25 protein-coding genes are annotated in these 25,925 nt (G+C 48.2%); 10 read left to right on the top strand and 15 right to left on the bottom strand.

Annotated features, from left to right (window positions below; genetic code table 11):
* Window positions 1-96: 96 nt before the first annotated feature.
* From RQM65_RS12125 to RQM65_RS12075, 11 genes are all read right to left on the bottom strand, one after another.
* Window positions 97-720, bottom strand: coding sequence for a DUF4230 domain-containing protein (locus RQM65_RS12125; protein ID WP_314015336.1), 624 nt, complete (start codon window positions 718-720; stop codon window positions 97-99).
* A complete protein-coding gene (locus RQM65_RS12120; protein ID WP_314015334.1) occupies window positions 713-1,072 on the bottom strand; it encodes a DUF4260 domain-containing protein in 360 nt (119 codons plus the stop codon). Before RQM65_RS12120 ends, RQM65_RS12125 begins: the two co-directional genes overlap by 8 nt.
* Window positions 1,069-1,830 (bottom strand): cyclase family protein, encoded by a 762-nt coding sequence (locus RQM65_RS12115; RefSeq protein WP_314015332.1) that lies wholly within the window; start codon window positions 1,828-1,830, stop codon window positions 1,069-1,071. The genes RQM65_RS12120 and RQM65_RS12115 overlap by 4 nt, the downstream gene beginning before the upstream one ends.
* Window positions 1,831-1,961: 131 nt before the next feature.
* Window positions 1,962-3,098 carry a radical SAM family heme chaperone HemW gene (hemW, locus tag RQM65_RS12110; protein ID WP_314015331.1) on the bottom strand — a complete coding sequence of 379 codons (1,137 nt, stop codon included), beginning with the start codon at window positions 3,096-3,098 and terminating at the stop codon, window positions 1,962-1,964.
* 97 nt (window positions 3,099-3,195) lie between these two features.
* On the bottom strand, window positions 3,196-3,750 hold the full coding sequence (ruvC, locus tag RQM65_RS12105) for a crossover junction endodeoxyribonuclease RuvC (protein ID WP_314015329.1): 555 nt from the start codon (window positions 3,748-3,750) through the stop codon (window positions 3,196-3,198).
* Window positions 3,751-4,044: 294 nt separating this feature from the next.
* On the bottom strand, window positions 4,045-4,515 hold the full coding sequence (locus tag RQM65_RS12100) for a hypothetical protein (protein WP_314015328.1): 471 nt from the start codon (window positions 4,513-4,515) through the stop codon (window positions 4,045-4,047).
* Between the two features lie 84 nt (window positions 4,516-4,599).
* Window positions 4,600-5,805: a tetratricopeptide repeat protein gene (locus tag RQM65_RS12095; protein ID WP_314015326.1), complete on the bottom strand. Its 1,206-nt coding sequence runs from the start codon at window positions 5,803-5,805 to the stop codon at window positions 4,600-4,602.
* Window position 5,806: 1 nt separating this feature from the next.
* The gene (locus RQM65_RS12090) at window positions 5,807-6,172 is read right to left on the bottom strand and encodes a S41 family peptidase (protein WP_314015324.1); all 366 of its coding nucleotides are present in this window, start codon (window positions 6,170-6,172) and stop codon (window positions 5,807-5,809) included.
* Window positions 6,173-6,226: 54 nt separating this feature from the next.
* Complete coding sequence (locus tag RQM65_RS12085) at window positions 6,227-6,682, bottom strand: energy transducer TonB (RefSeq protein WP_314015323.1); 456 nt, start codon at window positions 6,680-6,682, stop codon at window positions 6,227-6,229.
* 4 nt (window positions 6,683-6,686) lie between these two features.
* A complete protein-coding gene (locus RQM65_RS12080) occupies window positions 6,687-8,639 on the bottom strand; it encodes a M56 family metallopeptidase (RefSeq protein ID WP_314015321.1) in 1,953 nt (650 codons plus the stop codon).
* A gap of 64 nt (window positions 8,640-8,703) precedes the next feature.
* Window positions 8,704-9,069: a BlaI/MecI/CopY family transcriptional regulator gene (locus RQM65_RS12075; protein WP_314015319.1), complete on the bottom strand. Its 366-nt coding sequence runs from the start codon at window positions 9,067-9,069 to the stop codon at window positions 8,704-8,706.
* 485 nt (window positions 9,070-9,554) lie between these two features.
* On the opposite strand from RQM65_RS12075, the gene RQM65_RS12070 reads away from it, so the two are divergent.
* Window positions 9,555-10,070, top strand: coding sequence for a DUF456 domain-containing protein (locus RQM65_RS12070; RefSeq protein WP_314015317.1), 516 nt, complete (start codon window positions 9,555-9,557; stop codon window positions 10,068-10,070).
* Here the strand turns inward: RQM65_RS12070 and RQM65_RS12065 are convergent, their stop codons facing one another.
* Entirely contained in the window at window positions 10,071-10,625 is a 555-nt protein-coding gene (locus tag RQM65_RS12065) for a nitroreductase family protein (protein WP_314015316.1), read from the bottom strand.
* A 257-nt stretch (window positions 10,626-10,882) separates the two neighbouring features.
* On the opposite strand from RQM65_RS12065, the gene hutH reads away from it, so the two are divergent.
* From hutH to RQM65_RS12035, 6 genes are all read left to right on the top strand, one after another.
* Complete coding sequence (gene hutH, locus RQM65_RS12060) at window positions 10,883-12,463, top strand: histidine ammonia-lyase (protein WP_314015314.1); 1,581 nt, start codon at window positions 10,883-10,885, stop codon at window positions 12,461-12,463.
* A 265-nt stretch (window positions 12,464-12,728) separates the two neighbouring features.
* Entirely contained in the window at window positions 12,729-13,982 is a 1,254-nt protein-coding gene (hutI, locus tag RQM65_RS12055; protein WP_314015312.1) for an imidazolonepropionase, read from the top strand.
* A gap of 223 nt (window positions 13,983-14,205) precedes the next feature.
* Window positions 14,206-16,272 carry a urocanate hydratase gene (hutU, locus tag RQM65_RS12050; protein WP_314015311.1) on the top strand — a complete coding sequence of 689 codons (2,067 nt, stop codon included), beginning with the start codon at window positions 14,206-14,208 and terminating at the stop codon, window positions 16,270-16,272.
* Window positions 16,273-16,334: 62 nt separating this feature from the next.
* On the top strand, window positions 16,335-17,300 hold the full coding sequence (hutG, locus tag RQM65_RS12045) for a formimidoylglutamase (RefSeq protein ID WP_314015309.1): 966 nt from the start codon (window positions 16,335-16,337) through the stop codon (window positions 17,298-17,300).
* A 168-nt stretch (window positions 17,301-17,468) separates the two neighbouring features.
* Window positions 17,469-17,804, top strand: coding sequence for a hypothetical protein (locus tag RQM65_RS12040; protein WP_314015308.1), 336 nt, complete (start codon window positions 17,469-17,471; stop codon window positions 17,802-17,804).
* A 358-nt stretch (window positions 17,805-18,162) separates the two neighbouring features.
* Window positions 18,163-18,327 carry a hypothetical protein gene (locus RQM65_RS12035; RefSeq protein ID WP_314015306.1) on the top strand — a complete coding sequence of 55 codons (165 nt, stop codon included), beginning with the start codon at window positions 18,163-18,165 and terminating at the stop codon, window positions 18,325-18,327.
* Between the two features lie 252 nt (window positions 18,328-18,579).
* Here the strand turns inward: RQM65_RS12035 and RQM65_RS12030 are convergent, their stop codons facing one another.
* On the bottom strand, window positions 18,580-19,857 hold the full coding sequence (locus tag RQM65_RS12030; RefSeq protein WP_314015304.1) for an NAD(P)/FAD-dependent oxidoreductase: 1,278 nt from the start codon (window positions 19,855-19,857) through the stop codon (window positions 18,580-18,582).
* Between the two features lie 219 nt (window positions 19,858-20,076).
* Between RQM65_RS12030 and RQM65_RS12025 the strand changes: the two genes are divergently transcribed.
* Entirely contained in the window at window positions 20,077-21,465 is a 1,389-nt protein-coding gene (locus RQM65_RS12025; RefSeq protein WP_314015302.1) for a Gfo/Idh/MocA family protein, read from the top strand.
* Window positions 21,466-21,635: 170 nt separating this feature from the next.
* Window positions 21,636-22,505 (top strand): PIG-L deacetylase family protein, encoded by an 870-nt coding sequence (locus RQM65_RS12020; protein WP_314015300.1) that lies wholly within the window; start codon window positions 21,636-21,638, stop codon window positions 22,503-22,505.
* A gap of 132 nt (window positions 22,506-22,637) precedes the next feature.
* Here the strand turns inward: RQM65_RS12020 and RQM65_RS12015 are convergent, their stop codons facing one another.
* A complete protein-coding gene (locus tag RQM65_RS12015) occupies window positions 22,638-23,141 on the bottom strand; it encodes a hypothetical protein (protein ID WP_314015299.1) in 504 nt (167 codons plus the stop codon).
* A gap of 175 nt (window positions 23,142-23,316) precedes the next feature.
* Between RQM65_RS12015 and RQM65_RS12010 the strand changes: the two genes are divergently transcribed.
* Window positions 23,317-25,143, top strand: coding sequence for an SLC13 family permease (locus RQM65_RS12010; protein WP_314015297.1), 1,827 nt, complete (start codon window positions 23,317-23,319; stop codon window positions 25,141-25,143).
* A gap of 3 nt (window positions 25,144-25,146) precedes the next feature.
* Here the strand turns inward: RQM65_RS12010 and RQM65_RS12005 are convergent, their stop codons facing one another.
* Complete coding sequence (locus RQM65_RS12005) at window positions 25,147-25,923, bottom strand: patatin-like phospholipase family protein (RefSeq protein ID WP_314015295.1); 777 nt, start codon at window positions 25,921-25,923, stop codon at window positions 25,147-25,149.
* Window positions 25,924-25,925 lie beyond the last annotated feature (2 nt).

The following is a 25,925-nucleotide window of genomic DNA, read 5'->3' as shown; positions in this document are numbered from 1 at the left end:
GCAAACCTTTTAGAAAGCTCGAAAGATTGCAACGTCGCGCTCACCTTGTTCTAATTTTTAGATCTTTGCGCGCTCCTCGCAACTGCCTGTTCTTAATTACTTTTCTATTAGCTGCTTTTGTTCCTCCGTAATCTCCAGCGCCGAATAGTCCAACTTCCAACCAATGGTCTCCACAATATTTTCGATAAGTAAGACAGCCTGTAGGACTTCCTTGCCAGCGGTTTCCATCAAATCGCTTTCGGGCACTTTTTCTCGGATGTGCTGCTTGGCCTCCTTGTTCAGCAGGGTCAGATCATCCGAGGAAAAAAAATTGAACATCCCGCTTCGGATATCATAAAACTGGATTTCGGGTTCAATGGACAATATCTCGGGTCGGGGAAACTTCCGCATTATGATCTTCTTACTTTCGGTATCGGCCGTCAGCTTCACTTTCTTCAAGTCATAGCCAATCTGTACCTTGGCATTGATAATCAGCAACGCCTTTTTTTTACTGCCCACCAAGCTCATAAAATATTCCTTGATATTCTCGTACCTGTAGATCTCGGCAAAATCGCCCTCTACGGTCACCAGCTTGCAGACGCTACGAATTTTGTCCAACAGTACGGTGGACTGGTGTTCGGTGATCTCCTTGCTTTTTTTCTTTCGGAGCAAGGTATAGACCCAATACGTAACAATCGCACCGAGTGCCAAGCCAAGAAATATGTCGAAAACACTATCCATCTTTCGTTCTTATTTTGCCCAAGTGTGTAAAGGCAAATCCTTTGTCGTATTTAAGGCCATAACCAAAAACCCGGTCCATTGCGGAATGCGAAAATAAGATGATTCCTGTCAATTGCCATAAAGGTAACGAAAGATAATTTCCTAAAAGGTACACGGCGATGGCCACCCCTTTATGATGAAAAAGGTTATAACCGACCGCTCCGATTTTATTTCCGAACAGATAGCCGATCATCCCGATATCGGGTGCCAGGATCAAAACCAAAAACCACCACCATGCATAATCTAACATCCCAAATAGGTATATCCCTAAGACGAACATTAATATCTCTTCAAGCTTTAATAGGGCTTTCATTCCTCCGAAATTTGATATAGAACCGGTCGGCTGGGGCTGGCATCGTTCTCGAAGGCTGCGACCTGTAGGTTTAAGAGGTAGGGTCCGTCCGTAATACCGTCAGGAACGTAAATCAGTTCGGTGATCGTGGCCTGTTTGCGCAAGGTACCGTCGAAATTCCAAAATGCTTTATGGGCCCTAAGGGCCCCGTTATCGTTTTCACGGTCTATGGAGGGCAGGTCGATCAAGAGGTGTTCGACCCCAATTTCCAAAAGATAGGCGGCGGCCTCTTCCAACAAATAGGGGGGATTGGTACCGGAATACTGCCGAGTCAACTTACTGCGGTCGTTCGGCAGGGTCCTGATCACTAACGCAGAAATCTCGGTCGATCGCGCCTTCTTCAGGGCCACCTCCAAAATATGTTTCGATAGTACCCATTCGTCGTTTTGCAGTTCGGGCGCCACGGATATCAGTTCCGCCAAAAAGAAAAATCGGTCCAGGTTTTGGTTGACGGAATGGAATTCCTCCGTGATATGCCCCACACATTCGGTATGGGTGCCGTGCGCATGGGGATTGAAGGCAATATCGTTGAAATTGACGGATGCCCCTTCGGATACCTTCCCAATGAAGTCCCCATCACGATGGGGTGTTATTTTTGGATGCGGCAGTCCCCAGGCAGCTACGTTCTGTTCTTCGCCGCGGAGGGGGATGGAGATGTCGAGAGGAAGTGAGAGATCGATTTGGAAACTTTCACCATCATATTGTATGGAAGTTTTCATAGAAAATGCTATTTAAAATCATAATTACAAGCATTGCGCGGATATCTGTTGAGCATTGTAGCGTTTTAAACAGATTGCAGCGTCGCGTTAACGCTGATACGAGGTTCAACCTTTCCAGCCGCTCCTCGCAATTACTGACCCAAATTTAGCATAAACAGATTACTTGCGATCCCATCAGCTAAAAAGCGTCCTTTTTTGGTGGTCAGCAAGAGGTCGCCATCCAAAAACAAAAGTTGTTCCTGCAGATGTTTTTCGGCCTGTCGCAGGAGATACTCGCGATATATTTCCCCATGATCCGATGTAATTTTATCCATAGAAACGCCCCACATGGTCCGCAGTCCGGTCATGACGTACTCGTTGTATCGGTCGGTGGTCGATAGCACTTCCGTTTCCATGGGGAGTACGCCTTCCGCTATCGCTTTCAAATATTTGGGATTGTTGTTGATGTTCCAGCCCCTGCGCTGCCCGTCATAGGAGTGCGCCGAGGGCCCGATACCAATGTACTTCTTCTGCTGCCAATAGGCCGTATTGTTTCGGGAAAAATAGCCCGGCATGCCGAAATTGGATATCTCATAGCTCTCGTATCCCGCCGCTTCCAAGGTTTCCGAAAGGATGTGAAAATGTTCTTCCGCCACGGCATCGTCCACGTTCTTTACGACCCCCTTTTTGATAAAATGGGCCAAGGCGGTGTTGGGCTCCACGGTCAGCGCATAGCTCGAAATATGGGGTACCTGTAGGGACAATGCCTTCTCGATATTTTGCTTCCAACGTGCGTTCGACATATCGGGAATACCATAAATAAGGTCGATGGATATGTTGTCGAAGTGTTTTTTGGCGGCTCGGATGCAGGCTTCGGCCTCTTGGGCATTATGGGCGCGGTTCATCAGTTTTAGGTCCGTCTCAAAAAAGGATTGGACCCCGATACTAAGGCGGTTGACCAGAGATTCGCCCAAGGCAGCGACTTTTTCGGGGGACAGGTCATCGGGATTGGCCTCCAAGGTAATCTCGGGGGTATCCGATACGTCGTAATGGGCGAAAACCGCGCCGATGATGGCCTGTAATTCATCCAAAGTAAGCACACTTGGCGTTCCTCCCCCGAAATAGATGGTTTCGACAAGCTCGTTGGCGAACTCATCCTTCCGCAACCTCAACTCATTCTTCAACGCGGAAACCATCTCCTCCTTTTTTCCCATGGAAGTGGAAAAATGGAAGTCGCAGTAGTGACAGGCCTGCTTGCAGAAGGGGATATGGATGTAGATGCCGGACATTGTTCTATAAATGTATCAGTATATCAATGTGTAAATGTACCAATTACATTATCGAAATATAAATGGTATGGCATTCGCTAAAAAAATGATGTTCGCTTCACTTTTTGATTCTGGAATCGTTCTGCTTCACGAACGCCTCCCAGCCGGAGTAGCTCTTTCCCGTCGAGATACGGCCCTGGTTGTAAAAGTGGCAGACCGCCGCGGCGAGTCCGTCCGTACTGTCCAAGTTTTTGGGAAGGGATTTTAGTCCCAAGGTGCTTTGTAGCATCTTGGCGACCTGTTCCTTGCTGGCGTTGCCGTTGCCCGTGATGGCCATCTTGATTTTTTTTGGTAGATACTCGGTAATGGGAACCTGTCTTGATAGTCCCGCTGCCATGGCGACGCCTTGAGCGCGGCCCAATTTGAGCATGGACTGTACGTTCTTCCCGTAAAATGTGGCCTCTATGGCGATTTCATCGGGATGGTATTTATCGATCAAATCGACCGTACGCTCGAAAATGAGCTTCAGTTTTGTGTAGGGGTCTTTGTACTTGCTCAGAAGGAGTTCGTTCATTTGAAGGAACACCATTTTTTTATCGACCACCTTGATCAAGCCGAAGCCCATGATGGTGGTGCCGGGATCGATGCCGAGTATGATTTTTTCGTTGCTCAAAAGAAGTTGTTGGTTAAAAGAGTTATGGTCTGTTTAACGAAAGAGCCTGCTTGGTTTAGGATTTGATTGTTTACATAGACCATCTATCCCGTTTGGTTTAAGGTTTAATCGCTACTTCGTGGCTGTTCAAGGTTCAGGGTCAGAGCGCATATTTAACCTTAAACCTTGAACACTGCTTAAATATGATTGAACCTTAAACGATTGCTGGCAAAAGGATTTTAACGGCCGCAGGCCACCCCTAAAATCACGTAAAATTTTATTTCAAATTTTCAAATCGGCACATTTTGAATCAAGTTACTGCAACACAATAGGTATCCGAAATTTCGCGCTGACCGGGATGCCGCGTTTCAGGGCCGGTTCGATTTTCGGCAGGCTGTCCAGGCTTTTTTCGATATGCTTTCGAAAATCGGGCAGCTGGTTCTTGATCTGCTCGTCGTTTTTGATGTTTATCAAGGTGATGGCGCCCGTATCCTCCATTCTAAAATCTACAAACAACGTATCTTTTATATCTTCTTCCAACACTAGGTTGGATTCCTGAAGGGTCTGGGAAAAATGGCGGAGCAGGGTCTCCATAAAGCACCGTTTCTGTTCCGGTTTGTCGGCCAGTTCGTCACAATCGGCGAACAATGGATATTGGTCCACATCTTCCCAATCGATGGACTTCATTTCTCGGTCCACCAATTCTTGCATTTTTTTCTCCCGTTTGGCCGGGCCGTTACAGGCGGTCAATAGGCATAGCAAAAATAAGATGGGAAGCTTCCGCATTACCTTGATTTATTGGGCGGAAATTACGATTTTTTGACGGATTAACGACGAAATGTAGGAAAAGAGGGCGGTTTGTAAGTCCCGCTAGTTATCCCTAAAATGAATCGCCTCCCTAAGTTCCTCAATTCGTCGGGTGGCTATTTTTGAGGTATAGGGACTTGTTTTTCCGAACTGCATGATAAAGCTTTCGTAGTACTTTAATTTGGTTTTCGGGTCTTTGTACAGCTGATCGGCCAAGGTGCAGATGTTGAAGTATATCATTTGGTCGGATGGGGTTTCTTTATGTGCCATTTTGTAATATTCCAAGGCGGACTTCAAATCGTTTCGATCCCGCGCCAAACCTGCCAGTGCGCTATAACCCTCCGCAAAGACCGGCCGCTGCACGTCCATCGCCTTTTTGATGTAGATTTCGGCGCTGTCGGGCTGTTTGTTCCTTCGGTAGGTTTCGCCCAGGCCGAAATAGGCGTCGGAGTTCGAATCGTCGAGGGCAATTAGGGTGCGATAGGTTTCCTTGGCCCTTTCGAATTCCCAACTTTTGTAGTAGCAAAATGCCAATTTTTCATAGACATAGGGCTGGGTTTCCCCAAGTTCCAGCACCTGCTCGAACCAGGGAATGGCTTTTTCGTATTGGTTATCGTTGAAGAGAATCAGGGCCTTAAGGTTGATGAAGGACACATCTTGTTCGTAGAACCAGAGTCCGGCATCCACATATTGCAGAGCTTGATCCCTTTCCTGTTGTATCGTAAAGTATTTGCCCAATCGAAAGAGGCTGCGCAAGTGGGTACTGTCTATTTCGATTGCCTCTTTAAAGGACACCAGACTGCTGGCAGGTTGATCCAATTCCCGAAACGCCTCCCCCAAATAGTAGTGGTATTCGGGATTATCACGGTCGCTTTCGACCAAATGCGCAAAGCGTTTTCGGGCCTCTTCGTACTTATTTGTTCGTAAGAGCAGCTTGCCGAGCTCGAACGCCGCCACCTGGGCATCGGGTTCCCGATCGACCACACTGCGGTATTGTACGATCGCTTTTTCGTAGTGGCCAATGGCACTGTACGCCCTTGCAATCTGTAAAGCCGCGGCCACGGAACCCTCTTCCGCATAAACATTGATGGCCTTGGTATAGTTTCCGGTGGCGTAGAGGCTGTCGGCCATCACACCATTATCGGGCTGGGCCGATACCTCGTGCCCTGACAGCAGTGTACATAGAAATAAAAAAACCAATTTTTGTAAGTCCAAATAGCGGTTTGCAATATCGGTGCTCATCAAGCAAGCAAAAACCATCTGCTTCATGCTATTCAGGTTGTTTGCTTTTGGTTAGCTCGATGGCCTTTTCCAGAAACCCGTCCTTACCCAAACCGATTCCGTCCACCGTTTTGTTAACATACACGTCGGGTTGTATGCCGATACCGTGATGTTGTGAGCCATCGTGTTTGACCACTTTCATTCCCGTCCATGTGATTCCATAGCCCCCGGGAAGATTGAAGGAGTTCACATTGCCATTGGTACCGGCGGTAGGTTGGCCCACGATCGTGGCCAGCTCATAGCCTTCGATATATCCCATAAAGCTTTCGGCATAACTGATGGCCTTACCGTCAATGATGAAGATAATCTGCTTATCGCCCAAATAGGCGGGGAAAACAACGAATATTTTTTTCATGATTAGCGTTAGTTTGCTATAAGTTAAGCGTATATCATCACAGCACGGACAACTTTAACTTGCTTTGCACAGGTCAAATCTAATGGGTAGCGCAAATGGCACATTGACCAATTCACCCTTATGATTTCCAGGTTTCATCGTGGGCAACAGCGTTATGATACGCCTCACTTCGTCTTCAAGCAATTGATGGGAGCCCTTTGTCATTATATTTTCTATGGCACCCGTCTTACTAATCGTAAACAAAACGGAGATCATGCCTTCAATCTCTTTTCGCTCTGCCTCTTTTGGATATCTAAAATTCTTGCTGATGTGCAGTTGCAGGCTATTCCTAAAGCAGTCCCTTTTGTTCCCTGCTTCTTCACATCCCGGAAAAATAGGGACGTGATGCACTACCGCGAAAGGAACGGTTTCGCCATCGGCCAAGGCCGGTCCTTGACCGTCGAGTTGCTGCGTTTGCGCCCCGGCATTAGTGTAAAAAATGAGCGCTATAATGAATAGTATATTTTTCAATTGGCTACCTTAATTTAAAGTTAATGGGAATCGCAAAGGGAACATTAACGTTCTTCCCGTCTTCGCTTCCCGGCTTCATTTTTGGCAATTGTGATATAATCCGTGCGGCCTCATCCTCCAAGGAAGCATCGGGGCCCCTTGTCGCTATGTTGGTGATGTTGCCTACGGCATCGATCAAGAAGAGGATGCTGACCCGGCCTTGAATGTTCTTCTTCTGCGCCACTTGGGGATACCTGAAATTGTCTGCGATGTGTTTTTGGATCTTTTCCTGAAAACAGGCACTCGGGTCGGAAGCATCCTCGCAGCCAGGGAATACTGGAACGTTCTCCACTTGGGCAAACGGGATGCCGTTTCGATACTTCCTTTGCATATCACCCGGCATTTCGCTAATCTGCTCTTCTTGTAACGTCACGTAATTGGCATCTTGGGAATGTGGATTAAAACCGGCTTGTTGTAATTTAAAGGTAATGGGAATAGAAAAGGGGACGCGAACGGGCTTTTCCTTGGATTTTCCCGGTTGCATTTGCGGCAATTTCTCGATTATCCGGACGGTCTCGTCCTCCAAAAGAGGATGGGGACCCCTTTTTCGGATATCGGTGATTGCTCCTTGTTCGTCAATGGTGAACATGACCGATACCCTACCCTGAATACCTTGTTTCTGGGCATCATCGGGATATCTGAAATACTTGCTGATGTGCTTTTGCATTTTTTCCTGAAAACAGGCGCGCGGATCGGCCGCATTTTCGCATCCAGGAAATACCGGGACTTCTTCGACCACACCAAAGGGAACACTACCTCCGTTACCCGATATTGATATTCCCTTTAATTTCGTGCCCATAAGGTTGAAATCTTCATCAAGGATATCTGATTTGACAGTCATTCTCGCCTTTATAGGAAATCCGTTGGGCCCTGAAATCACCGAGCCCTGCTTTAAAGGTTTTGAAAATATAATTTCTGTATTGGTATCCTTGAGGAGTAATTCCCAATCCTGCGGTTGTTCGGATAGGTCGATCAATCGTGTAAAAACCTTCTTCTCTTCTTGTAGGTTAAGGTTTTCGATATCTCCCACGGTTATTGTTTCATGAGTGTGTTCCTCACCGAAAGCATCCCGGTCGCAAGAGGTATAGAACAACATCCCGATTAATAACGGCACCAAGGCCAAATACTTTACTTTCCAGATTCTACGTGACTTTTCTTTTGTTAACATGACGATTCGTTTTTTGATTAATGATGATTTAAAAAATTGATTGATGAACGATATACTTTGCGTTTGAAAGACCTGGGAAAGCAGCAGCTCGTAGTGCTCCTCCCTGTCCGTTTTGGCCACATGGGCATCGGCTATGAACTCGTGCAGTTCCGATATGCGGTTCTGATAGACGTACACTAGGGGATTGAACCATCCCAGGATCCGCATCCCTTCAAAAAACAGAAGATCATAAGTGTGCCGCTGTCGAATATGCACCAGCTCGTGTTCGATGATATTGCCGTGCTCCTTTTGTACTATCCGATCACCCAGGAAGATGGACTTGAAAAAAGAAAAGGCGACATTGCTGTCGGCGAGCACGATACGGGTAAAGTCCTCAAAATAATGGATTTTCCCTTTTTGGCGCAATCGGTACAGCTGAAGCATTTTAAATCCGAACAGGAGGGCGGCCATCAACATTCCCCCATAAAGAAGGCCTTGTTCCCAGGAAATCGAAAGTCCCGATGCCTCCGTTACGGTGGCCGTTGCGGCATCGTTCGCGCCCCAAAGGTATTCCGGATAAGCATAGAAGCCATCCGGCACGGCCGACTTGAACGCCTCGATTTTTATCCATGGCAAGAGCAGGGACAGGATGTAGGTACCGATCAAATACGCCCGGTTCCACTGGAAAAAGGTCTCCCTTTTTAGGAAAAAATCGTAGATGGCCAGAAACACCAACTGAAAAGCGATACATTCCAAAATATACTGTAACATAAGGCGTGTTTTAGAGATTAAAATAATCCTCGATGGACGGGCTTTCAACAGGGGTGCCTGACGCTTATTTCTCCTTATCCTTTTTAATTTCCTTTAAAACGGACTCCAATTCCGACAGGCTCATATCGTTCTTCTTCATAAAAAAGGAAACCATACTCTTGAACGAGCCTTGAAAATAGCCGTCCACCAATTTATTGATGCTCTGGTTACTGTAGTCTGATTTTTTGACCAGCGGAAAATACAGATGCCCCCTGCCCTCTTGCTCGTGATCGACGAAACCCTTGCTCTCCAATATCCGTACAATGGTCGAGACCGTGTTGTAGGCAGGTTTCGGTTCTGGCAATACTTCGATAATAGCGGCAACATTGGCCTTTTCCAACTGCCAGAGGATCTGCATCACCTCTTCTTCTGCTTTTGTTAACTGTTTCATATCGTTTAATTGTCTTTTTTAATCCAGGCCTGTCCGAATGTCTTCAAGTAAGCGTTCTTAACTTCGTTTGCCAGATCCAGCACTTCGGCTGCGCTCAGCACGGGCGAAACCAAGATTTGTCAGGTCGAGCACTTCGACTGCGCTCAGTACAGGCGCAGTCGAGCCTAACTCCTATGAACGCTTCTCGACCCTCAGTACTGGTTCAGCGGGAATGATTCTTTCCGGCTGGGGCTCAAAAGGATATTAACATTACTCGCACAACAAATATAACTAAAAATATAGTTATAACTAATATATTAGTTGTTAAAATTCTTAGATGGGATGTCCCGGGCAGTTCAATAAAGGGGCTATCCCTTCCATTTTCAGGGGCGTTCGAGACATCGCACCCGGTCAAAATAAAATCCTAAAAACGATTCCGTCACCTCACTCTATCCGTAGAGAGAACGATAACAATTTCATCGTATCTTAGCCAAAAGGGATTGTAAATGGATATTGCCTTACTTATAATTGGTTTCATCCTCATGCTGGTCGGCATCCTCGGAAGCTTTCTGCCCGTATTGCCGGGGCCGCCCATAAGTTGGGTCGGGCTGTTGCTCTTGCACCTGACCGCGGGCGTACCCCAAAACTGGACGTTCTTGGGCATAACAGCGGCAGTTGCCGTTATCGTTCTTGCGCTCGATTATATCATCCCCGCTATGGGAACAAAAAAATATGGCGGCAGCAGGGCGGGCATGATCGGTACGACCATCGGACTCGTAGTGTCTTTGTTATTTCCGGTGCTGGGAATTTTTGGGATAATAATCTGGCCCTTCTTGGGAGCCCTCGTCGGGGAACTTATCAACAAGGCTGACCAAAAAACGGCATTGAAGGCCGCTTTTGGTTCCTTTATGGGGTTTTTGGCCGGTACCTTTTTAAAGTTCGTAGTCTCGGTTGTCTTTTTAGGACTTTTTATCGCAAAGGCTTGGGACTATCGGAAGGCCTTGTTCCCGATTTTGGATTAGCTACTCCATCCAAACCACCTTCTCCCCTATCGGCGTCCGGGTCTGCCCTTCGACTTCCCCATCGTAACGGCCCATATAAAAGAACCCCAAGCAAATCTCTCCTTCGTTTAATTCGAAAAATTCGTCCATATATTTTATGAGTCCGGGGGAGCTCCAGTAACATCCGATGCCCATTTCGGTACAGCAGAGCCACATGTTCTGTACGGCCATGGCAGTAGCGGCGACCTCTTCCCAATCGGGAATGCGTTCCTGCGGGTCGCGCTGCATGCAGATGGCGATGACCGCCCCTGACATTTTGGGCTTTTCAATGAGCTTTCTGGCCTTTATCTTTTTGGGCCGCGCCTCGGTTTCCATATATTTATAGGATAGAAAAAGTCCCAATTTCTCCTTCGCCTCCCCGGTCATCACCCTAAAGCGCCAGGGTTCGGTCTTTTTATGGGTAGGGGCCCAATTGGCGGCTTCGAGAATCTTTTCGATTTCGGCCTTGGATATGGGTTCGTCGTTATATTGTGCGGGAAAGATGGCCCGTCTTTTTCTAATCAAATCAAAAATCATACTTCGCACTTTAAAGGAATCAAGAACTCGTCTTGAATTTTAATTTCATCTACGCTCAGCCCATTTTGCCACCTAATCTTGTCTTCTTTTCGTACCGTAGCTATGGCTATGCTACTCTAACAAGCTTTCATTAGACCGAAAAACCGCAAATCTCGGTCCCTAACGGAAACCCAAGACAAGAGCAAAGATAAGTGTTATCCTTTCGCTATTCTCGATCAAAATCGATACTTTTAAAAAGACGAAAATTCCAACATCAGATGAGCACCAAGCCTAAGACCTTCTTATACGGGGAAGATCGGATGACGGCGGGGACCGCCTTAGCGATAGCCCGCGGAAAAACAGCGGGTCTGATCTCTGACGAATCCCGAAAAAAAATAAATGCCAGTAGTAAGATAGTCGCCGATATTGTGGCGGAGGGGCATCCCGTGTACGGCATCAATACGGGATTCGGGCCCTTGTGTACGACCAGTATTTCCAAGGAAGAGACAAAAATCCTGCAAAAAAATATCCTCCAAAGCCATAGCGTCGGCGTAGGAAAATCCATCCCCCAAGAAATCGCCAAATTGATGCTGGTCTTAAAAGTTCACGCCCTGGCCCAAGGCTATTCGGGAATCGCCGAAACCACGCTAGACCGTATTTTATGGCATATCGAAAATGATGCCACCCCCGTTGTGCCCTCACAAGGCTCGGTCGGGGCCTCAGGAGATCTTGCGCCATTATCCCATTTGTTCCTGCCTCTAATCGGACTGGGGAAAGTGGAATACGAAAATAAAACTATTGATGCCCATACACTTTTGGAAAATAAGGGATTCGAACCTTTGGAATTGGGCCCCAAGGAAGGTCTCGCCCTGATCAACGGCACCCAATTTATAGCGGCCCACGCGGTAAAAGCCGTCGAGCGATTACACGCATGCCTTTCTCAGGCCGATGTCATCGGAGCCATGATGATCGAGGGCCTTCAAGGCTCGATCAAACCTTTTCACAACGAATTGCACGCTCTGCGCCCTTTCAAGGGCAATCTTCATGTCGCGCAACGGATCCAACGCCTCCTTAAAGGTTCCGAAATCCTCGAGGACCATATCGATTGCGAACGGGTACAGGATCCCTATTCCCTTCGCTGTATTCCACAGGTGCACGGGGCTTCGCGAAATGCTTGGCTCCACCTGAAGGAGCTGCTCGAAATAGAATTGAACTCGGTGACCGATAATCCGGTGATCATCGATCGGAACCTGACCATCAGCGGGGGAAATTTTCACGGGCAGCCCTTGGCCATGGCCTTGGACTACACTTGTTTGGCCTCCGCGGAAATCGGAAATATTTCCGATCGCAGAATTTATCTGGCCCTGGAAGGCAATAGCCTCGGACTTCCCAAACTCTTGATGGAAGATACCGGCATCAACTCCGGCTATATGATTCTGCAATACACCTCCGCGGCTCTGGCGAGCGAGAACAAGGGGCTCTGTTTTCCGGCGAGCGCGGACAGTATTCCCACCTCATTGGGACAGGAAGACCACGTGAGCATGGGCTCCATCTCCGGCCGAAAGGCCCTGCAGGTTATCGAAAACGTAGAGAAGATTCTGGCCATTGAGCTATTAACGGCAGCGCAGGCATTCGAGTTCCGGAAACCCTTAAAATCAGGAGTGTTTTTGGATGAAATACACAAGGAAATACGAAAGCAGGTGACCTTTGCGGATAAGGATCGGGTATTCTCCGAGGATATTGAAAAAGGAATTGCCATGATCCGCGACAAAACCTTGATCAAGGTCATCGAAAGGGTGCAAAAACGAGAGAATGTTGCGTTTCAGGTCGCCTTTTCGGATGACTTTGAACAGTATTAAGGGGTGAAAATAAGAATAAAGAGAACAGAGACAAGAATCAAGAGTCAAGACAGTAAATATTGAGGATGGCGCGTGATGGAGGATTAATGACGGAAAGACGAAATGAGGAAAGAAGAAGGACGAAAGGAAGAAGGATGTAAGGCTGGGTTTCGAAGAAGGACGCGGGGCGATGGAGGGCAGAAAGGAAGAATGACGAAAGTTATGAGGAAGAAGGACGGATGATGGATATTTGATCGTCGATAAAGCATGAACGAAAAATCGGAATATGAAAAACACACAGCTTATAGGTCCCTTTAAACAGCTGGTCCCCATGACGGGATTAGCGCTGAAAGGTCCCATTGCGGACAAGGAACTAGTCGTGATGCCGTATGCGGGTCTGCTTGTAGAGGACGGGAAAATACGGGCCATCGGAAAATTCGACGAGCTGCAAGACAAACATCCCGAGGTCGACACGCACTGGTTAGAGGGCAATCATGTCGCCCTCCCCGGGTTTATCGATGCCCATACCCATATCTGTTTTGGAGGCTCCCGAGCCGATGACTACGCCCTGCGCAATGCGGGAAAATCCTATCTGGAAATCGCTAAGGCCGGGGGCGGTATTTGGGACACCGTGACCCAAACCCGAAAAGCGAGCCAAGAGTCCTTAATAAAAAACACGGCCAAACTGGCAAACCGGCACCTGAAAAACGGAACCACCACCCTAGAGGTCAAAAGCGGATACGGGCTGTCCATCGACGAAGAAATCAAAATGCTCCAGGCCATCAAAGAAGCGGACACCAAAGCTTCGGCGGACTTGATTGCCACCTGTCTGGCCGCCCACATGCTCCCTCGGGATTTTGAGGGCATGGCATCCGAATACCTTAAAGAGATCAGCACAAAACTTTTTCCTATCCTGAAGGAAAAAAACCTCACCCGGCGTATCGACGCCTTTGTCGAAGAAAGTGCGTTTTCGGTCGAGCAAATCGTGCCCTATTTTAAAAAAGCCCAGCAAATGGACTTCGATATCACCGTGCATGCAGACCAGTTTTCTACCGGAGGAAGCCGTGTCGCGGTGGATTTCGGAGCCGTTAGCGCCGATCATTTGGAGGCCAGTACCCAGACCGAGATCGACCTTCTGGCGCAAAGCGATACCATTGCCACCGCCTTGCCAGGGGCTTCTTTGGGACTGGGCTGTGCCTTTGCCCCTGCCCGTAAGATTCTCGATGCCGGTGGCGCCCTGGCCATCGCCAGCGACCACAACCCCGGATCGGCGCCGATGGGAGACCTTCTGACCCAGGCAGCGGTATTAGGGTCCTTTGAAAAACTGTCGAATGCCGAGGTATTGGCGGGCATAACCTTTCGCGCCGCAGCGGCCCTTCGATTGTCCGACCGGGGCAAATTGGAAGAAGGCCAGTTGGCGGACTTTTGTGTCTTCCACACCGATAATTTCAACGAAATTCTGTACAATCAAGGCAATTTTAAACCCTGTATGTTATGGAAGAACGGGATACTCGTATACAATAAACATAAAAAAGGATAAGGGTAGGCCAAGCCGTCCGGACATGTTCCCTGCTTTATCCGAATCCGGCCAAAAAACGGGCGAAAGTACAGCGGACAGCGAGCCTGGCGAGAATCACGCTGCTCAATAAATTGGCAGATGAGACAGCCTCCAGCTCGTCCCGGGGAATGCGAAGCCGTAATTTTGTGACCCGCTGGATCGACAGATCGGACAACCCCGGACAAATCATTTCAAACTTTATAAAATGACCGCACAAGCATCCCATTTTAATAAACAGATACTAGAGGGCATCCCCAATGAACTTCCCCCGAAAAGGCAACCCGACCCGGATGTCGCCCTTGCTCCAAAACGCAAGGACATCCTCGCGTCCGAAGAAAAGAAACTGGCCATCCGCAACGCCTTACGCTATTTCCCTAAGGCCTGGCATGCCGAACTGGCCCAAGAATTCGCCGAGGAACTGAAATCCCGTGGCCGTATCTATATGTATCGGTTCAAGCCGGGGTATAAAATGTACGCCAGGCCGATTCACGAATATCCGGCAAAATGCCCACATACGGCCGCCATAATGCTAATGATACAGAACAACCTGGACCCCGTCGTGGCACAGCATCCCGAAGAATTGATTACGTACGGGGGCAATGGGGCCGTGTTCCAAAATTGGGCGCAATACCTCTTGACCATGCAGTATCTGGCCACCATGACCGATGAACAGACCTTGCAGGTGCATTCCGGGCATCCGATGGGCCTCTTCCCTTCCTCGAAGCAGGCGCCTAGGGTCGTGGTCACCAACGGGATGATGATCCCCAACCGTTCCCAACCCGACGACTGGGAAAAATACAACGCCCTTGGCGTGACCCAATACGGACAAATGACCGCCGGATCCTACATGTACATCGGACCCCAGGGCATCGTACACGGTACTACGATTACGGTGATGAACGCCTTTCGAAAAGTCTTGCAAGAAGAGAAATCCGTGGCCGGAAAAATATTTCTGACCTCCGGCTTGGGCGGGATGAGCGGGGCACAGCCCAAAGCGGGCAATATCGCGGGCTGTATCACCGTGTGCGCCGAGGTGAATCCCGCCGCGGCGAAAAAACGGCACGAACAGGGTTGGGTCGACGAGCTTATCGATAATCTGGATGCGTTGGTCGAAAGGGTCCGAACGGCCACCGAAAACAAAGAAAATATTGCCCTGGCCTTTATCGGGAACGTAGTCGAGGTCTGGGAACGCTTCGATACCGAAGATATCTTCGTCCATCTCGGATCGGACCAAACTTCCCTACACAACCCGTGGGCGGGGGGATATTATCCAGTGGGATTGAGTTATGAGGAATCTAACTCCTTGATGAGCGAAAATTCCGACCTGTTCAGGAAAAAGGTCCGCGAATCACTGCGAAGACAGGTCGCGGTCATCAACAGGCACTCGAAAAAGGGAACGTATTTTTTTGACTACGGCAACGCTTTTCTGCTGGAAGCCTCTCGAGCGGGAGCCGAGGTGTATCGGAACGCGCAAGGAGAGCCGGTTGCTTCGTCCGATAGCACGGAAGAAAACACGCAGGCCGGGGAATGGGCCTACCCTTCATACGTACAGGATATTCTCGGCCCCATGTGCTTCGATTACGGGTTCGGTCCCTTCCGCTGGGTCTGCACCTCCGGAAAACCGGAAGACCTGCAAAAGTCCGACGCTATCGCCCTTGACATCCTAAAGGAAATCAAGGCCAACGCCCCCGGGGAAATCCAACAGCAGATGCAGGACAATATCAAGTGGATTTCAGGGGCGGAAGAGAACCGCTTGGTCGTGGGCTCACAGGCCCGGATCCTCTATGCAGACGCGGAGGGACGGATAAAAATAGCGGAAGCCTTTAACGAGGCCATCCGATCGGGCGAGATTTCGGCGCCCATTGTCTTAGGCCGCGACCACCACGATGTCAGCGGGACGGACTCTCCCTTTCGGGAGACGAGCAATATTTACGACGGGAGCAAATTCACGGCCGATATGGCCATCCACAACGTTATCGGCGACAGTTTCCGGGGGGCTACCTGGGTCTCCATCCACAATGGCGGCGGCGTAGGCTGGGGCGAGGTCATCAACGGTGGCTTCGGAATGCTGCTCGACGGTACTGACGAGGCATCTAAAAAACTGGCAGCTATGCTGTTTTACGATGTCAACAACGGCATCGCCAGAAGAAGCTGGGCGCGCAATAACGAAGCGTTATTTGCTATCAAAAGGGAAATGAAACGCAGCCCGGATCTTAAAATCACGCTGCCGAATTCGGTGGAAGATGGGATATTGGAGAAATTGTTCGAGTAAGATCTTGTCGGAGCAATAACGAGGCCGATCGAGAATTTACAAACATTAAAACGACGAAAAAAATGAGCTCTTACCGCAAACCACATCCTGACAATTGGACCGGCCGAAAATCCGGCAACGCCCTGTACCTGCACGAAAAAGTAGAATGTACTGCCATTGAAGATACGGGGTCGCATCCATCCCAAAAAACAATCGCCATTTTGGGATATGCCTGCGACGAAGGGGTCAGAAGAAACCAAGGCAGGATCGGGGCGGCCGAAGGTCCCGATGCCATCAGAAAACAACTGGGGAAAATGCCGAACCATTTATCCCCCGAAGTCAGGCTCATCGATGTCGGCAGCGTCGAATGTCCCGATGGGGACATGGAAGCTGCCCAAAACAGCCTGTCCGAAAAAATAGTAGATCTTTTAAGTGCTAGAACAATTCCCATCGTACTCGGAGGGGGACATGATATCGCCTACGGGCACTACAATGGCATCAAAAAACATTTGGGCAGCCCTGCATCCATCGGAATTATCAATTTCGACGCCCATTTCGATCTTAGAGATGACGAAAATGGCAACAATTCCGGTACCCCGTTCTATCAAATAGCCCAAAACAATGCATCCGAAGGCCATCCCCTTAACTATCTCTGTTTGGGGATACGAAGGGATGCAAACGATTCCCAACTGTTTCAAACGGCGGAGAAATTTGGCGTGGACTATGTCGAAAGCGAGGGTTTCAATACGTCGAGCTGGGCATCCATCGAAAAAATACTGCGCCAATTCATCGACGAGATGGACCATCTTTACGTCACCATCGATATGGACGGTTTTTCATCGGCTTATGTCCCCGGGGTAAGTGCCCCTTCCCCTATGGGTTTCTCTCCGGATATCGTTTTGAAATGCCTTAAAACGTTTATCGAATCAGGCAAATTGATCAGCCTCGACATCGCCGAAATGAATCCAACCTACGATATCGACAGCCACACCGCGAAATTGGCCGCTTCCTTGACGCACTATGCCTTACATAGCATGACCGGCAAATAGTAGCATGTTCATCAGAAGCCTTGGGCCATCTTTTGGATGTCCCCATATCATTGTATCTCCATTTTTGCGGCCCGTATTCCACATTTTTAGCATCAATAAAAATTCCGTAATAGCGCATGCATCGTGCTACGCTGCCTTATCTTAAAGTTCACAAAGCGACAATTCAAAATGAAGAAAAAGGACGAAGAAAAAGAACCGAAAAAATCAAAAGAAAAATACAATTCGGAGGTCACCAAAGAAAACATAAACGCTTTGGGATCCCAGGGGTTAAGTATGGATACCGGTGATGATCGTTTGCTGGAAAAACGAAACCAAAGTAGCGGCGAGGCCAAAAGAGAGACGGACTTTACCGGTAAAAATCTAGATATCCCGGGAAGGGACATCCCGAATACCGCAAACACGAAGAAATTGAAGGATGAAGAAAATACCTTATACGGTCAAGGCGCAGAAAGCAAGGAAGACTTGGAAGCCCCTGAAAGAGCAAACACGGACAAAAGCCAATAATCAATCGGATAGGGTACAAGTAAATAACCCCCAAGTAGCATTCCCATAGCCGAAAATAGCACCATATGAACAAAGATAAGAAAGAGGAAATTCGGAACCGGCGGTTATTTACGTCCGACAACCAAAAAAAGTTTCCGTGGACGACGCTAATCATAATATTATTGCTCATCGTCATTGCCGGCGCTATTTTTCTTTTGGCGACTGCATGAGATATGTCTTTCAAGCCCTCCGACCGTTCCACTGACTTTTTCGGACGGATTTACGCAGGATTCGCGCAGCTTGGAAAGATAATTTCATACTCAGCTTCAGGATTAGAGGATAAAATACAATACGAATACTAACACTTAAAATGACTAGGATGAACGACAAGAAAAACGAGAACAAAGAGAACAACCTAATTGATAAGAGCGATAAGCAAAGCCTAAAGGAGCAGGCCATTGACGAGTCTGCCACCCACGGCAAAAAAATCAATCATCAGGTGAAGGACAAACGCGACCAGCATCAACCGAGGGATACAGCTTAACGCGGTTGCGCGAAAGTTCCGCTTCGGACCATAAAAAAAGCCTTCCGGTATCCCAAATCCCGATTGACCATCGGAACGGGAGGAAAGCCTTTCATTGGCCCCGACCTCTTTCAAGGTCATGGGTCACAACACAACGTGTAAATATACTAAAGGTTTTTTGATTTATAATCCCGTCGAGGCCATAAACTAAGGGTTATTTCGAAATGGCCCGGGCAGAGATTGAAAGCGTACAATGAGCTGACTTCCCTTAACCTAAGGTTTAGGGCGAAAAGGCCGTACTATCAAACGTGCGGCCTTGTCGTAGTTGATGTAATTATACACCCAATTGAAAAAGACGACCATCCTATTTCTAAAGCCGACGAGGGCCATTAGGTGGACGAACATCCAGACGAACCAAGCGAAGAAACCCGCAAATTTAAGTTGGTGCAGGTCAACGACCGCCTTGTTCCTTCCCACGGTCGCCATAGTACCTTTGTCATTGTACTCAAATGCTTCCATCTGTTTTCCATTCAATAACCGCTCGAGATTGCGGGCCAGTAACTCGCCCTGCTGAATGGCTGGCTGGGCCACTTGAGGATGCCCGTTTGGATACTCTTCTGTTTCCATGTAGGCGACATCGCCGATTGCGAAAACATTTGTAAATCCCTCCACCTGGTTGTACGGGTTGACCTTGAACCTATTCGATTTTTCGACCCATTTATCCGCAGTAAAACCGTCGAGTTTCGCCCCCGTGACCCCCGCCGCCCATATAAAATTCTTACAGCGCATGCTTGTACCGTCATTGATCGCAACAGTCTCCCCATCGTAACTGTCCACAATAGTTCCCAAATGAATTTGGACGCCCAATCCATGTAAGAAAGCCGTGGCCTTCTTCGAGGCTTGTTCGCTCATCGGGGGCAACACCTGATCGGCCCCTTCGAACAGATGTATTTCCATCTCATTGATGTCAAGATGCCGGTAGTCCTTTGGAAAAACATTGTTCTTAAGTTCGGCCAGAGCACCCGAAAGTTCTACTCCCGTGGGTCCGGCACCTACGATACAAAAATTGAGCAGGGCCTTGCGTTCATCTTTGTCCTCACAGTCGTCGGCCGCCTCGAAATTTTGTAACATTAGGCTCCTAATATTCAGGGCCTGCGGTACACTTTTCATGGGCATGGCATGCGCGGCGATGGTCTTGTTGCCAAAAAAATTGGTCCGGGTGCCGGTCGCCATGACCAGATAATCATACGCCACTATTCCCTTATCGGTAGTGATTTCCCGCTTTTCAGGATCAACACGGGAAACCTTTGCCCAGCGAAAATGGAAATCCTCGATTTTTCTCAGGATTTTTCGAATGGGGTAGGCAATGGAGTCAGGTTCGAGTCCGCTTGTAGACACTTGATACAGCAGGGGTTGAAAAGTGTGGTAATTATGTCGGTCAATGACTACGAGCTGAACGTCAAGTCCTTTGAGCTTTTTGGCCAAGGATATACCGCCGAATCCACCACCGATGATAACAATCCGTTTTTTATCTGTCTTGGGGAGGTTCATGACTTTTTTTCAAATTTAACCATTCCCGACTTCACAAGCGAGTTCTTAGATGATGAAATACGGCCCAGTCGAATCGGCCAGTAAGATTTCATCCGGGGCGCTCGCGCCTGTTTGCTTTAGACGGAAACTCGTCGAACCCGGAGTCCGGCACCATTTTTTTAGTATATCTTGAGAAAAAAATGTAATTTTCTTCTTTATTCTAACCAAAACTATTCTCGAATGGACAAGTCTTCAAGGAGATTTTTCCTTAAAAAAGCCACCTTGGGTTCTGCCGCGCTGAGCTCGGCACCCATGGTTTTTGCCTCTCCTTACAAAGAAAAAATACTGCTCACAAGAGCCTATGAAAACGCTCACTATGCCGTGAACGACCAAATCAATCTCGCCCTGATCGGCTGTGGCATTCAAGGTATTTACGATACGCAGTCCGCACTACGGGTCGACGGAGTGAAGCTGGTCGCCGTCTGTGACCTCTACACCGGCCGATTGGATCGAAGTAAGGAGCTTTGGGGCGATGCTTTTTTCACGACCCGGGACTATCGTGAGATTTTAGGCCGTAGCGAAATCGATGCCGTTATCATTGCGACTCCCGACCATTGGCACAAACAGATTGCCGTCAATGCGTTGAAGGCCGGTAAACATGTGTATTGCGAAAAACCGATGGTGCAACGCTACGACGAAGGCCAAGCGATCATAGATGCCCAAAAGGCGTCAGGAAAACTTTGCCAGATCGGGAGTCAAAGCATGTCGTCCCTGGGCAATGAGAAGGCAAAACAGCTCTATGAAGAGGGGGCCATCGGAGATATCGTCATGTTGGATTTTTACAACGACCGCTATTCCGCCGAAGGAGCGTGGCAATATCCGATTCCTCCTGATGCCAACCCACAGACGGTAGATTTTGACACGTTTTTGGGTACGGCACCGAAAGTGCCCTACGAGAACAAGCGATTTTTCAGATGGCGCAATTATAAGGATTACGGAACGGGGGTCGCGGGAGACCTTTTTGTACACGCCTTTTCGACGCTCAACTACATTGTCAGCTCGTACGGACCTAATCGGGCACAGGCCACTGGGGGACTACGCTTCTGGAAAGACGGCCGCGACGTTCCCGATGTAAGTATAACGCTATACGACTACCCGAAGACCGATACCCATGCGGCGTTCAACGCGGCTTTCCGAATCAATTTTATCGCCGGAAGTGGTGGCGGTAGCGGTTTCAAACTGGTCGGAACCGAAGGCGAAATGGAAATCGGACAGAACGCCGTTACGCTAAGACGCTCCAAGCTGGATTTGGTGCCCGACGGGTATTCGATGATTGCCTATACCAAGGCCACCCAAGAAAAAATCAGGGAAGAATATGCCGCCAAGAACCTCGAGTCCCGGGCGTCCTCTCTTTCAACGGGCGAAACGACCTGGCAGGCGCCCAACGATTACAAAGGGGCACATTACGATCACTTCCATAAGTTCTTTCAGGCGATACGTGAACAGGATACTATCATCGAAGACCCTACATTCGGACTCCGTGCCGCCGGGGCGGCCCTTTTGGCCAATGAAAGTTATTACGGTGAAAAGCCCGTAAACTGGGATCCCAAGGCCATGAGGCTGATATAATGCCGACAGCACTATAAAAACTAAACCTAAAACGACCAAATCATTTGCTGAAATCAGGTCGTTCATATATGAAAATGGTGGGTTTTGAGCTGAAGTAAAGAATTTACCCTAGTAGGGCTATCAACCCCACCAAGGAGGTGGGTTTTTAAAATGAACTAAAATAACGACCAATGAAACGATTTCTTCCTGTTCTTTGCCTTACCCTTTTTACCACCACAACCTTTTCCCAAGCGGAAAAAATCAACGTCATCGTTTTCGGGGCGCATCCCGACGATTGTGATAACGATGCCGGGGGTACCGCCATCCTCTTTTCGCAAATGGGCCACAATGTAAAGTTCGTGTCTCTGACCAATGGCGATGCGGGCCATCAGGACAAAGGCGGGGGCGAGCTGGCCAGAATCAGGATTGCCGAAGCCAAGGAGGCGGGCAAACGCTTCGGGGTTGAATATACGGTATTGGACAACCATGACGGCGAACTGATGCCTACTTTGGAAAACCGTCTCAAAGTCATTCGGGAAATACGAAAATGGAACGCCGATATCGTGATTGCGCCCCGGCCCAACGACTACCATCCGGACCATCGGTATACCGGGATCTTGGTGCAGGATGCCGCTTACCTGGTCATCGTTCCCAACGTAGCACCCGATGTTCCGCCCTTGAAAAAGAATCCCGTCTTTTTGTATTCGGAAGATAGATTTCAAAAGCCGAATCCCTTCCAGCCTGATATTGCGGTTATCACCGATGAAGTGTTCGACCAAAAAATCTACGCCATGGCGGCCCATGAATCCCAATTCTTCGAATGGCTCCCCTGGACCTCCGGAAAACTGGACCTAGTGCCCGGGAACGAAGACGAGCGGTTACAGTTTTTGGCCGATTGGCGTACAAACGCCCCGAACGAAGCTACTATGGAAAGTTTGGAAAAATGGTATGGAGACAAAGCCAAATCCGCCGAGCACACCGAAGGATTCGAAATTTGCGAGTACGGAAAACAACCCTCGGACGAGGAGATAAGAAGGTTGTTTCCTATGCTGGGGGAGTGAGAGGCTGCGAAGAGCGTAAAGAATTTGCTCAAATCGGGCTATCCACCCCCAAAGTAGATGGGTTTTTAAGATGGAACTAAACCTCCTGCGGGACCCAAATAAAAAGACGGCTCGATGCCCAGTGACAACAACCTATTCATTATCCGGGGTATCCCTGCGTTGCAACGAATCGAATTCGGACCGGTATCGTTCCATAAAATTTTGCTGCATAGTTTCCATGCGTTCGCGGATTCTGTCGATGTCCATAAAATCCTCGCCGAATTGGCTGTCGAAGAAATCCTTGTCGAAGAAACGTTTCGTAAAAAGTGAATCTTCGGTGAAGAAATCCCCGAAGCCTCGGTCATCGAATCCCTTAAAATTCCTATAAAATTTGGATCGGAACGATTGCAATAGGCTATCGGGATTCTTTTGCGCCAATTCCCCGAGATAATCTGACGACGACCATGAGTAAATGGAATCGTACCTGATCAAGTTCCCGTCCTCATCAAACTCCTTGTCGACTTTCCACGTGCCTTTGGGTTGTTCGGTGATTTGTTTCTGATTATCCTCTTGTATATTTTCCTCATTTTTATGCTCTTGGCCCTTGCAACTTGCAGTTAAAATTACAGCCAATGAAAGCATTACCAGTTTTTCCATTTTACTGAATTTTAGTTAGACATCATATTGATTATGATTCAAAAAAAATGCCAAACCTCTCATACGCAGTAATTTGACAGGTTAAAAGATGTTAACGGAACTTTATTTTTTTTGTTTTGGATTTTTTTGGAAATATACATCCCCTTATATTTAGTCAATAATATATCCCGGCATCATGACATTGGAAATTGCCCTGATATTCTTGATTATCGCAACAATTGTCGCGCTTTTTGCCTTCGAGATATTTCCTATGGACAAAATCGCCTTTTGTATCATAGGGGTTCTGATCCTCCTAGGTCTCGTCACCCCTGAGGAAGGCATCAGCGGGTTTTCGAACGCCGCGGTCATCACCATTCTATGTTTGATGATTATTGCGGCCGCACTTGAACAAAACGGGGTCATTTCTTGGATGGCGAACGCACTAAAACGCTTCAAGGGTTGGCCGATTTATTTCATAGTGCCGGCATTTATGTTCATCACCGGTTCCATATCGGCATTTATCAGTTCCACGGCCGTGGTAATCGTATTCATTAAAATAATTACAGAGCTTTCCGATAAGCACGATATTTCGAAGAACAAACTGTTACTACCCATTTCGTTTGCGAGCATCCTCGGGGGAAGCTGTACGTTGATGGGCACCTCGACCAACCTTATCGTCAATTCCATTTATTTTGACAGGACGGGTGCGCGGTTCGCCTTCTTTGAGTTTTCATGGCTCGGCACCATATTTTTGACGGTGTCCATCCTTTTGGTCACCTTGTTGTCCAAATATCTTCCGACGGATTCAAAAAATAAATTGCGGAAGCAATACGATCTCGACAGCTACCTTACGACCTTTGAACTCACCCCGGATTCTAAACTGATCGGAAAAAAAATAAAGGATACCTTTTTTCAGGATGACGGCATTTCGGTGCTAAAGTTCTCAAGGAACGGTAGCGAGGACACATATCCCGCTAAGCAAACCATACTCAAGGAACGGGATAGATTGTTGGTTTCCTGCAACCTGGAAAACCTTCTTCGACTGAAGAGCGATGAAGAAATTATCGTCTCTCCCGATGGCGAAGGCCCGGGCACCTATTCCCATTATGAATTCAAGGATAGGAAGACCGTAAAAAAAGATTCTAACGGCAATATCATTTTAGTGGAAATGATGATGATGCCCGGTGCCCGCTTTTTGGGAAAGACCTTGAATGAGCTCAAACATTCGATGCTCCACGATGCCGTTCCGCTCGCCATTAAAAAAAGAAAGAATCTCCGTTTTTTAAGGGATAGGTTGTTTACCGATGACCTGGACCTTACCCACCTAAAGGTCGGCGACAGGGTGCTTCTCGAAATCGACAGGGATACCATTGCGGATTTCGACCTCTACGACAACGTGGCGATATTACAGCAGTACGAGGCCCCGGAAATCTCCAGGTCTTCAAAACGGAACCTGACCCTGTTGGTCTTGGTCGGGGTAATCGTTTTGGCGGCCAGCGGAATTTTGAACATTTTGCCCAGTACGATATTGGGGTGTATGGCACTATTGCTGCTAAATTGTATTACGTTGGAAAATGTGTACAAAAAGATCAATTGGCAGATATTGTTCCTGTTGGCGGGTATGATTCCCCTGGGCATCGCCATGCACAACACCGGAACCGATGATTGGCTATCGGAACAGCTGCTCAATGTAATGCAGGGGCAAAGACCGGTATATTCCATCGGAATCCTCTTCTTGGCCACCATGCTGCTCAGCGCGTTCGTATCTAACAATGCGACGGCCATTATCATGGCGCCTTTGGCCATTTCGATATCCGCTGGAATGGCACTGCCCGCCAAACCTTTTGTATTGGCCGTTATGTTCGCGGCGAACTTTAGTTTTTTTACCCCGGTCGGCTATCAGACCAATTCCCTGATCTACAGCATGGGCATTTATCGATTCAGGCACTTTATCGTAGTGGGAGGTGCAATCTCTTTGGTACTATTGATATTGGGTACGCTGCTGCTGGGTTCGATGGTCTGATCCTTAAACCATGTTGTGCAAATATCTAGAGGCATGTTCGTAACCGATCACAAAGGCCTTTTCGATTCCTTTTTTGTCCAACATACCAATATATTCGAGACCCTTGGGCCTGAACAGTAGGTCGCATGCACTCAACTTCTCGCTGCAATTGGAATGTAGCATCAACATTTTCGTCCGATTGGTCAATTGCAACGGGTTCTTCAATTCGGCCTTGCCGACTTCCTTCAGGGCAGAGGTATAGCATCCGATGACAATATCGCATTCATCTACTATGGGTTCCATAGGAAAATTGTTCATTATTCCTCCATCGGCATAAAGCACCCCATCGATGGACACGGGGCAGAATACGGGCGGCAAGGCGGCCGAGGCCAGTAAGGGCCTTATTAGTTCCCCGGAACTGAAGGTTTTGGGCATGCCCCGTTGTAGGTCGGTCGCCGTAACGAACAATTTCTTTTCCAACGCTCCAAAGGAATCTTGCGAAAAGTACTTCTGGAAAAATAGCAGGTATTTTTCGGTATCGAAGAGCCCCGGCTTATTCACCGAAAAAAAATTGTATTTGAACAGCGGCGTTTCCTTAAAAAAGTCCAACATGCCCAACGGCATTTTGCCATTGGCGTACAACGCCCCTACTATGGCCCCGGCACTCACCCCGGAAATCATATCGGGATAGATATCATGCTCATTAAGGGCCTTCAAGACGCCGATGTGCGCCATGCCCCGCACCCCACCGCCCGAAAGTACTAGGCCTATGTTCTTTCCGTTCAATTCTTGAATATTCATCT

The sequence above is a fragment of the Pricia mediterranea genome (genome assembly GCF_032248455.1).
Lineage (GTDB): Bacteria > Bacteroidota > Bacteroidia > Flavobacteriales > Flavobacteriaceae > Pricia > Pricia mediterranea.
Note: the sequence above shows the minus strand (reverse complement) of the source record. Positions and strands in the feature narration are given on the sequence as shown.